Origin of the sequence: Actinacidiphila rubida (assembly GCF_900110255.1) — a bacterium.
GTDB lineage: Bacteria > Actinomycetota > Actinomycetes > Streptomycetales > Streptomycetaceae > Actinacidiphila > Actinacidiphila rubida.
Genome location: NZ_FODD01000090.1, coordinates 1 through 9,919 on the forward strand (window position 1 = coordinate 1; position 9,919 = coordinate 9,919).

General features: G+C 72.7%; 9 protein-coding genes and 1 pseudogene. 1 reads left to right on the top strand and 9 read right to left on the bottom strand.

The genetic code is table 11. The features are described 5' to 3' along the window. Positions 1-385 precede the first annotated feature (385 nt). A complete protein-coding gene (locus BMW99_RS38395; RefSeq protein WP_069462857.1) occupies positions 386-955 on the bottom strand; it encodes a TetR family transcriptional regulator in 570 nt (189 codons plus the stop codon). A gap of 107 nt (positions 956-1,062) precedes the next feature. Between BMW99_RS38395 and BMW99_RS38400 the strand changes: the two genes are divergently transcribed. Beyond that, entirely contained in the window at positions 1,063-1,932 is an 870-nt protein-coding gene (locus BMW99_RS38400) for an SDR family NAD(P)-dependent oxidoreductase (protein WP_069462856.1), read from the top strand. Between the two features lie 76 nt (positions 1,933-2,008). On the opposite strand, the gene BMW99_RS38405 is transcribed toward BMW99_RS38400, so the two are convergent. The 8 genes and pseudogenes from BMW99_RS38405 to BMW99_RS38440 all read right to left on the bottom strand — a co-directional run. Further along, complete coding sequence (locus BMW99_RS38405) at positions 2,009-2,461, bottom strand: Asp23/Gls24 family envelope stress response protein (protein WP_069462855.1); 453 nt, start codon at positions 2,459-2,461, stop codon at positions 2,009-2,011. Positions 2,462-2,770: 309 nt separating this feature from the next. Further along, positions 2,771-4,573, bottom strand: coding sequence for an ABC transporter permease/substrate binding protein (locus BMW99_RS38410; protein ID WP_069462854.1), 1,803 nt, complete (start codon positions 4,571-4,573; stop codon positions 2,771-2,773). A gap of 34 nt (positions 4,574-4,607) precedes the next feature. Next, positions 4,608-5,423 (bottom strand): annotated as a pseudogene (locus BMW99_RS38415) (quaternary amine ABC transporter ATP-binding protein); the annotation flags it as partial. A gap of 152 nt (positions 5,424-5,575) precedes the next feature. Continuing rightward, a complete protein-coding gene (locus BMW99_RS38420) occupies positions 5,576-6,697 on the bottom strand; it encodes a PP2C family protein-serine/threonine phosphatase (protein ID WP_245791804.1) in 1,122 nt (373 codons plus the stop codon). A 63-nt stretch (positions 6,698-6,760) separates the two neighbouring features. Continuing rightward, positions 6,761-7,495: a LysE family translocator gene (locus tag BMW99_RS38425; RefSeq protein WP_069462853.1), complete on the bottom strand. Its 735-nt coding sequence runs from the start codon at positions 7,493-7,495 to the stop codon at positions 6,761-6,763. A gap of 216 nt (positions 7,496-7,711) precedes the next feature. Continuing rightward, positions 7,712-8,206, bottom strand: a complete 495-nt coding sequence (locus tag BMW99_RS38430; protein ID WP_069462852.1) for a peptidylprolyl isomerase — start codon at positions 8,204-8,206, stop codon at positions 7,712-7,714. 169 nt (positions 8,207-8,375) lie between these two features. Continuing rightward, positions 8,376-8,801 (bottom strand): YunG family protein, encoded by a 426-nt coding sequence (locus BMW99_RS38435; RefSeq protein ID WP_069462851.1) that lies wholly within the window; start codon positions 8,799-8,801, stop codon positions 8,376-8,378. Between the two features lie 227 nt (positions 8,802-9,028). Then, positions 9,029-9,919 (bottom strand): IPT/TIG domain-containing protein (locus BMW99_RS38440; RefSeq protein ID WP_143080625.1); only part of this gene is annotated, 891 nt, incomplete at its 5' end.

The window sequence follows — 9,919 nt, forward strand, 5'->3', positions numbered from 1 at the left end:
ACGTGTTGTTGCCCGGGGGCCGCGCACATTTCTCTGCGGGGAGCACTTCCTCCCCACCCCCTCCCGCTTACCCACCGTGCGGCGGGGGACATGGGACACGGCCAAGCTCTGTCCTCCCGCAGACGGGGACCGGCCGGAAGGGGACGATCCGGGTGTGTCCCCGCAGAGCTTTGCAAGGCCCCGGCCCACCTCTTCGGAAAAAGCCGCCATGCAAAGCTCGAGGAGACACTCCCGGAGTGGCCCCTGACCCCACCCACGCACGTGCACCGCAGGGGCGCGGGGAACTGCGCGACAAGCCACGACGGCGCGGCAGACGGGCACGACGCCCCGGGGGCAGCCCGGAAGCCGAAGCTGCGAACAAGGCGCCAGCCGCACCCCGGGCCGGTCAGGACGCGGAAAGCAGCGCAGCCACCGCGCGGACGACGACCTCGCGCTGCCGCGCGAGGCCGTCCTCCGCCAGCCGCGCACCCATCTCGGGGGTGTGGGAGCTCCAGAAGCCGGAGAGGTGGAGGACGAGGCCGAGGAGTTCGGGTGCGCTGAAGCGGGTGGTCAGCAGGCCGTCGCGCTGCGCCGCGGCCACCGCCTCGATCTTCGCGGCGTTGCTCTCCATGACGATGGGCAGCAGGGTGCCGGTGTCCGCGCGCTCGAGGCGGTACCAGGCGGCCAGGCGCTGGACCCACGGGCGGGCCTGGTAGGAGTCGAAGAGCCGGCCGCCGTACTCGGGGAGGTTCGCGGGGTCGATGGGGACGGCGTCCACCGTCTCGCGGCACATCGCGTCGAAGACCGCGTCGAACAGCCCGTCCTTGCTGCCGAAGTAGTGGTAGATCTGCGCCTTGTTGCTCGCGGCCGCGGCCGCGATGCGGTCGACGCGGGCCCCCGCGATCCCGTATGCGGCGAACTCGTCCGTCGCCGCCTGGAGCAGCCGGCGGCGGGTCGCCTCCGCGTCCCTGTTCATGACAGTCACCTTATCAACCAACCGGATAGTTGACACCGGGCGGTCCTGGGTGTCCCATGGAGGAGAGCTAACCAACTGGTTAGTCGATTGATGAACAGGAGTCCCTCATGTCCTCCGTCTTCCTCGTCAGCGGCGCCTCCCGTGGCCTGGGGCGCGAGATCGCGCGCGCCGCGGCCGCGGCCGGGCACCGGGTGGTGGCCGGCGCGCGGTCGCCGAAGGCCCTCGACGACCTCGTCGCCGAGTTCGGCGACCGGATCGCCGTAGTCCCCCTGGACGTCACCGACCAGGCGCAGGTCACCGATGCCGTGCGGACCGCCGTCGAACGGTTCGGGCGGCTCGACGTGCTGGTCAACAACGCCGGATACGCCAATGTCGCCGCGATCGAGGACGTTGACTTCGACGACTTCCTCGCGCAGGTGGACGCCAACCTCTTCGGGGTCGTGCGGCTGACCCGGGCCGCGCTGCCCGTCATGCGCGAGCAGGGATCCGGCCACGTCATCCAGGTCTCCTCGGTCGGCGGCAGGCTGGCGACGCCGGGGCTGGCCGCCTACCAGTCGTCCAAGTGGGCCGTCGGCGGCTTCTCCTCCGTGCTGGCCAGGGAGGTCGGGCCGCTCGGCATCAAGGTCACGGTGCTGGAGCCCGGCGGCATGGCGACGGACTGGGCCGGGTCGTCGATGCAGGTGGCCGAGGTGCGGCCCGAGTACGCGGCGACGGTCGGCGCGACGGCGTCCATGCACGGTTCCGGGTCGACCACCGCCAGCGACCCGGCGAAGGTGGCCCGGCTCGTGCTGGACGTGGCGGCGCTGGACGAGCCGCCCCTGCGGCTGCTGGTGGGTCCCGACGCCTACGGGTACGCGACCGCGGCCGGCCGCGACCTGCTGGCGCAGGACGAGCGGTGGCAGGAGCTGAGCGAGTCGACGGTGGCCGACGGGGCGACCGCCGAGGCTCTCGACCCGCTCGGCCACTCCCGGCGATGACCACGGTGGCGCCGCGGCCGCACGGGCCCGGCGCGCCTCGAAGGGCACGCCGGGCGCGGGACCGGGCGGGTCGGCGTCAGCGGACGCGAACTTCTTCCTCGTCCTCGTCCGTCTCCTCGCCGGGTACGTGGACGTCGCGCACGTTGACGTTGACCTCGACGACCTCGAGGCCCGTCATCCGCTCGACGGCGTCCGAGACGTGGGACCGGATTCCGGAGGCGGCTCCGGCGATCTCCGTTCCGTAGACGACCACGACGTCCAGATCGATGGCGGCCTGCTTCTCGCCGACCTCGACCCGCACGCCACGGGTGTGGTCCGCGGAGCGTGCGACCCGGTCGCGGACGGCACCCATCGCACGGGTGGCGCCGCCGCCCATGGCGTGGACGCCCTCCACCTCGCGGGTGGCGATGCCGGCGATGGTCGCGACGACGGTGTCGGCGATGACGACTTTCCCGGCGATGCTCTGGTGCCGGTTCGAGGACGACTTCGAGGTCGAGGGCGTGGACGCGAGGGTCTCCGTGGCTGCCATGGGGAACGTCCCCTTCGCTGGAGGGTGGCGGGCGGTGGACCGCCGGGCACCGGGGCCACGCGGCGGCACAGGACGGCGCCGCGGCGCCGTCCGGCCGTAACGGGCCACAGACAACCAGCGGACCGGCCTTCTTCACACTGTGCAGCCGTTCGGGCGACCCCGCCACTCCACCGTTCGGGCGTCGCTCCAGCGGCGGCGGAGAGTCGACCCTCACCCTGGACTTCAGGGTGAGGGTCGGGTGGTGGAGGTTGCCGGGAAGACGGCGGCCCCACCCCGTGGACGCGGGGTGGGGCCGGGGCGCGGACTCCGTCAGGAACCGACCGGGGCCAGTGTGTCGACGATGCCCGGGTGCTCCTGCAGCCAGGCGTGCACCCCCTGCTGCTCGTGGCCCTGGCCCGCCTTCTGCACGGCCGACTCGAGCGAGGTCAGCTGCTTCTCCGTCAGGTGGAACGACTTCAGCCACTTGGCGACCTGCGGCTCCTGGGAGGCGAATCCCTTGTGCGCCAGCGTGTGCACCCCGTCGCCGCTGCCCCAGGCGTGCTGCGGGTCGGCCAGTTTCTTCAGGTCGTAGGTGTCGTAGGCCCAGTGCGGCGACCACAGGGTCACCACGACCGGTTCCTTCGCCTTGATGGATCGGTCGAGCTGCGCGAGCATCGTCGCCGTCGAGCCGGCGACCACCTTGTACTCGCCCTTGAGGCCGTACGCGGAGAGCACCTTGTCGTTGAGGAGCTTCATCTCGCCGGCACCCGGCTCGATGCCGATGATGCGGCCCTTGAACTCGCCACCCCTGCCCTTGAGGTCGGCGAGCGAGTTCACGCCCTTCACGTACGACGGGACGCTCAGCTCCAGCGACGTCGGGCCGTACCAGGAGCCCAGGTCCTCCAGGCTGTTGCGGTACTTCGCCCAGTACGACGCGTGGGTGGTCGGCAGCCAGGAGTCGGTCTCGAAGTCGATCTTGCCCGTGGACATGCCGGTGTACAGGGCGCCGACGTCGTACTGCGTCACGTTCGGCTTGAAGCCGCGCTCCTTGAGCACCTCCTGCCACAGGAACGTCGAGGCGACGCCCTCGTCCCAGGGGATGTAGCCCATGTTGACCGTGCGGCCCTTGCCGACGTTGTCCTTCCCGGACACCTGCGCGTCGGCCGTGCCGCCGGCGAACACGCTCATCCCGCCGGCCACCAGCCCGAGCACGACCACGCCGACCACCGCGACGGAGGCCTGCGGCCGGTAGGCCAGGACACGGGTGCCGGCCCGCCGCGGCAGCGCGGCGGCGGCCCGACGGCCGACGGCCGTCACGCGGCCGCCGAGCGCACCGGTCATCCGGTCGAGGTACATGGCCAGGATGACGACGGACACGCCGCCCTCGAAGCCGAGGCCGACGTCGACCTGGCTGATCGCGGTGAACACCGACTGGCCGAGGCCGCCGCTGCCGACCATGCCGGCCACGACCACCATCGACAGGCCCAGCATGATGACCTGGTTGACTCCGGCCATGATGGTGGGGAGCGCGAGCGGGAGCTGCACGCGCAGCAGGGTCTTGCCCGGCCCGGTGCCGAACGCCTCGGCCGCCTCCACCAGTTCGTCGTCGACCTGGCGGATGCCCAGCTCGGTCATGCGCACGCCGGGGGCGAGCGCGAAGACGATGCAGGCGATGACGCCGGGGACGACTCCGACACCGAAGAAGAAGATGCCGGGGATCAGGTAGACGAAGGCCGGCATGGTCTGCATCAGGTCGAGGACCGGACGCAGCACGGCGCTGACCGTGCGGTTGCGGGCCGCCCAGACGCCCAGCGGCAGCGCGACGACCAGGGTGACCACGGTCGCGACGAGGACCAGGGACAGGGTGTCCATGGCCTGGTGCCACTGCTGGATCGAGTCGATGAGGGCGAAGCCGGCGAAGGCCAGCACCGCGGCGACGGGACCGCGCAGCCACAGCGCGATCACCGCGAGGATGCCCGCGAGCAGCAGCGGCTGCGGCCCGGTGAGCACGGAATCCAGCGCGTCGTACATCCCGGAGACGATGCTGGAGATGACGTCGAACAGGCCGCTGAAGTGGTCCCGCAGGAACGTGACGGTGCTCTCGGCCCAGCTGCCGAGGGGGAGCCTAGGCACGGGCGGTCACCTCCGCCTCGTCGTGGTGCCCTTCGAGCACGGCGCTGCGGTCCACATCGGCCATGAACGAGGCGACGTAGTCGTCGGCGGGCCGCAGCAGCAGGTCCTCGACGGTGCCGTTCTGGACGATGCGGCCGTCGCGCATCACCGCGATCCGGTCGCCGAGACGGACGGCCTCGTGCGGGTCGTGGGTGATGAACACGATGGTCTTGCGCAGGGTGCGCTGCAGTTCCAGCAGCTGCTCCTGCATCTCGCGGCGGATCAGCGGGTCGAGCGCGCTGAACGCCTCGTCCATCAGCAGCACGTCGGCGTCGGTGGCCAGGGCGCGGGCGAGTCCGACACGCTGCTGCATGCCGCCGGACAGCTCGTCGGGCCAGGAGTTCTCCCAGCCTTCCAGGCCGGTCAGCCGTAGGGCCTCGGTGGCCCGCTCCTCGCGCTCCGGCTTCGGGACGCCCTGCACCTCCAGCCCGTAGGCGGCGTTGTCCACCACCGTGCGGTGCGGGAACAGCGCGAAGTGCTGGAAGACCATGCTGATGCCGTGCGCCCGGACGTGGCGCAGCTCCGGGGCGTCGAGCTCGGTCAGGTCGCGTCCGTCGTAGTGCACGGCACCCGCGGTCGGCGGAAGCAGCCCGTTCAGGGTGCGCAGCAGCGTGGACTTGCCGGAGCCCGACAGGCCCATGACGACGAAGATCTCGCCCTCGGCCACCTCGAACGACGCGTCGATGACCGCGGCCGTCTCACCGCCGGCGCGCAGCTCGTCCTTGTCGGCGCCGGCTTCGAGCCGTTGCACCGCTTCCTCGGGTCGGGGCCCGAACACCTTGTACAGATGCTCGACCTGCAGCCTTGACACATACACCTCACGAGTAGCGGGGAGAGCGATCCGCATCCCCCGCGGGTGGATCGCCCTTTGTTCCAGGCGCCGCTGCCCGCCATTCCCGGTGGCAAACCGCACCGTGGCCCACGTCACACCAGTCCCGTACAACCAAAAGGGCCTCCAGGGCCTCAGGCGTGGGGCGTCGTCGGGTCCCGCCGGACGACGAGGGCGGCGATGTCGTCGTCCAGCGCGCCGCCGCTGTAGCGGATCAGTTGCTGGTGCAAGGCGTCGAGCAGCGCGCGGGGCGGCAGGGCGTCCTGGCCGGCCGCCCAGTCGGCGAGCGGGAAGAAGGTGCCGGTGCGGTCGCGGGTCTCGGTGACCCCGTCGGTGTAGAACAGCAGGCGGTCGCCGGGGGCGAGCGGCACGGTGTCGACGGTGTAGCCGCCGCCGATGAGCGAGGCCATGGTGATGGGCGGCGAGGGGGCCGAGGGGTCGAGGGTGCGCACGGCGCCGCCGTGGAGCAGGAGGGGCGGCGGGTGGCCGCAGTTCAGCAGCTCGGCGGGCCCGCCGGGCGGGATCTGGGCGAAGACGGCGGTGGCGAAGCGCTCGAGCGCCTCGGCGGACTCGCCGTAGGCCCGGCTGTACCGGGTCATCGCGGTGTCCAGCCGGCGCGCGATCGCCACCAGGTCGGGTTCGTCGAACGCGGCGTCACGGAAGGCGTTGGTGATCGCGCCCGCGGTGCCGACCGCGGACAGGCCCTTGCCGCGGACGTCGCCGATGAGCAGGCGCACACCGTACGGGGTGTCGAGCGCCTCGTAGAAGTCGCCGCCGACCCGCGCCTCCTCGGCGGCGGCCAGGTACAGGGTCTCGATGCCCAGGTCGCACAGCCGGTGCGGCATCGGCCGCAGGACCACGGACTGCGCGGCGAGCGCGACCGAGCGCACCTTGCTCAGGGTCCGCTCACGCTGCTGCCGGACGTGGCTGGCGTAGGCGGCGGCCGCGGTGACGGCCGCGACGGCCGCCAGGTTGAACATGGTCGAGTTCGGGTCGTAGACGATCTCGATGATCACCACGACGACGAGGGCGACGACGCCGAGCGCGAGCGTCCAGGCCACCGACCACATCGACGCCGCCAGGGCGGGCGCCGCGGGCAGCAGCCGGCTGAACGCGAAGTTCTTCGGCGTGGCGAGGGCCAGCGCGCAGATCGCCACCGCGACCGCCGCCGGGGCCCAGAAGGCGCGTGGGCGCCGCGCGCGCTTCCCCCGGCGGAGGAGCCGCTGCCCGCCCTCGGGAAGATCGTCGCTCACCACACGGCGAGCGTATCCGGATGATCAGAACAATCCACCGGAAAGGGACGGGCTCGCCGTCGCGGGTCAGCCCTCGACGGCGAGCCGCAGGCCCAGGAGCAGCAGCACTCCCCCGGAGATCTGCTCCAGGCGGCGGCGCACCCCCGCCCGCGAGATCACGGCGCGCATCCGGGCGACGAACCACACGTAGAGGCCGTAGTAGCCGACCTCGAACACCGCCCAGACAGCCGCCAGGGCGATCATCGCCGGCAGCGAGGGCTCACCCGCCGGCACGAACTGCGGCAGGAAGGACAGGGCGAAGACGGCGGCCTTGGGGTTCGCCAGGTTCAGCAGCAGCCCGGAACGGTACGCCCGCAGGCCCTCGTGCCGCGGGTCGCGGTCGCCCGGGCCGGAGCCGGGGGCCGCCGCGGAATTGGCAGCCCCCGGCCGGACGGCGTCGGGGTCGCTGCCGTCGAGCGGGGGCGCGCCGGGCACGGGGTCGCCGTCGGCGTGCCGGCCGGCCCGCGCGGCCTTCAGCGTCTGGAGGCCGAATCCGACCAGGACGACGGCACCGACGATCCGCATCGCGTCGTACGCGGCCTGCGACGCGGCGAGCAGCGCGGTCAGTCCGCAGGCGGCGACGACACCCCACACGAACACCCCGGTCTCGTTGCCGAGGACGGTGAGGAAACCGGCACGGCGGCTGCGGAGCGACTGACGGATGATCAGCATGGTGCTGGGGCCGGGTGACGCGGCGATGAGCACGCACGCGCCGAGGAAGGCGGGCAGGACGGCGAGGAACGCGGCAACGGCTGCGGGCATGGCGTCATCGTGCGGCCCCGCGGCCCGCGCTGTCCACGCGGATACCGTCCCGGCGCGCGAGGAGACACGGGGGAACACGGAACACGGAACACGCAGCCGGGAACCCGGTACGGCAGAACGGAAGAAACACGGCACCGGGACCGGGAACGCGGACGCCGGCCGCCCGCCGCCATGAGCGGGCGGCGGGGCCGGCCGGCGTGCCCTGGGTGCCGGAGGTCAGGCGGGGATGGTGCCCGAGTCGGCGATGACGACCTTCGCGCTCGTGCGGCCGCTCTGCGAACCCCTGCTCTCGATCTGGCTGACCAGGTCCTGGCCCTCGACGACCTCGCCGAAGACGACGTGCTTGCCGTCCAGCCAGGGGGTCGCCACGGTGGTGACGAAGAACTGGGAGCCGTTGGTGTTCTTGCCGGCGTTCGCCATGGACAGCAGGAACGGGCGGTCGTGCTTGAGCTGGAAGTTCTCGTCGGCGAACTTCTCGCCGAAAATGCTCTTGCCACCGGTGCCGTCGCCACGGGTGAAGTCGCCGCCCTGCAGCATGAACTGCGGGATGACCCGGTGGAAGGCCGAGCCGGCGTAGCCGAAGCCGTGCTGGCCGGTGGCCAGCTCGCGGAAGTTCTTGGCGGTGTTGGGCACGACGTCGTCGAAGAGCCGGAAGACGATCCGGCCGGCCGGGGCGCCGTCGATGGTGATGTCGAAGTACACGTTGTCCATGCCCCCATCCTGGCATCCCCGGCCCACCAGTCCGAATCGAGGTGTGCCCGACGCGCCGTCCCGCCCGGACCACGGGGGCCCGGAGGGTCCGCCGCGGTCGGTCCTGCCGAGCGGTGACGCCGCGGGGCGGGTGGCTCCGACTCGTCGGGGCGGCCGCCGGCCGCGCGGCTCACGGATGCGGCGGGAGCCCGTCCGCCGGTGTGGGAAGGGGGCCGAGGCGCTCCGCGACCCGCTCGCGCAGCAGGGCGTACTCGGCCGCCCGCCGCGGCAGGGGCCCCGGCGGGCGGCGCACGGTGCGGGCCGCGGTGACGGTCTGGCCGCGGCGGAACTGGTCGCGGGTGAGGTCGATTTCGACACCCGTGGGCAGCACGTTCCACCAGTGGTAGCCGGCCCGCTCGTCGCCGTCACGGACCTCCCCGACCACCAGGTCGCCGCCGAACAGGTCGTTGACGACCAGCGCGGTGATGTCGCAGTGGCCCCAGGCGGGGTTGTCCGGATGCCAGCCGCCGCGGGCCAGGTCGTCGGGTGAGCAGGTGTCGGCGGCCCAGCTGTCACGCAGGGCCTCCTCCACGGCGGCCAGAGTCCACAGGGTCATGGGGCCAGCCTGCCGCAGGGCACTGACAGAGCGGCGTCGGAGCAGGCCCGCCGGCCTCAGCCCGCCCCGCCCCGCGCCTGCCCGACCCGGCGCGGGGGCGTCCGTCCGGCCGCACACCGGCGAGGTGCAGGTGCGCACGCAGACGCAACTGCGCACGCACCTGCTCACTTACCGGGCGTGGAACGCCATGCCGGTGTGCGGCCTGCCCGCCGTACGGGCCACGTGACTCAACGGCAGCCGATGATCAGCGACGTCACCACCGTGCAGGTGCTGGCTGCGCGGTCGTTCCCCGTGGCGAGGTCGACCGGAGTGCTCGCGGTGCGGGACGCGGTGACCGTGTACGGCAGTCCCACGCCGAGGAGGCCGATCGGCACGGTGAACCGGCGGGTGGTGCTCGCGCCGATGGCGAGGCCCGTCACGCCGCACGTCACGGTGGTGCCCGCGGTCTGGCAGTCGCCGGACGAGGCGCGCATCGGCGCGGGCAGCACCGCGGTCACGGTGGCAGCGCCGAGCGCGGACGGACCGTGGTCGGTGATCGTGAGGGTGTACGTGATCCTGCCGCCCAGAAGGCCGGGTTGGGGATCGGCGGCAAGGGTGACGCCGAGGTCGGCTGCCGCGTAGGTGAAGCGGCTGGTGTCGCCCGCGGCGCTGGTGCCGGCGGGTGTGGTCACCTGCACGTCGACGGTGCCGGCGTCGGCGGGCGGGGCGACGGCGGTGCAGGAGGTGTCGGTGCATGTCACGTCGGTGGCGGGGTGCCCGGGGCCGAACGTGACGGCGGTGGCGTCCTTGAGGTGGCTGCCGGTGAGGGTGATCTCGGTGCCGCCGGACGGCGGGCCCGACGCCGGGCTGATCGAGATGACGACCGGGGCGGGGAGCGCGAGCCGGCTGAGGGCGACGCCCGCGGGGTTGCGGCCGACCGGGCTGGTGGCGGCCACCGTGCCGGTCGCGGTGTCGATCGCGGTGACGGTCGCCGTGCTGGGCCCGGTGACGTAGAGGCGGGTGCCGTCCTGGCTGAGCGCGAGCGCCTGCGGGTCGGTGTCCACGGGGATGTCGGTGATGACCTGGCCGGCGGCCGGGTCGAGCACGGACACGGCGTGCGCGCCGCCGTCGGCCAGGTA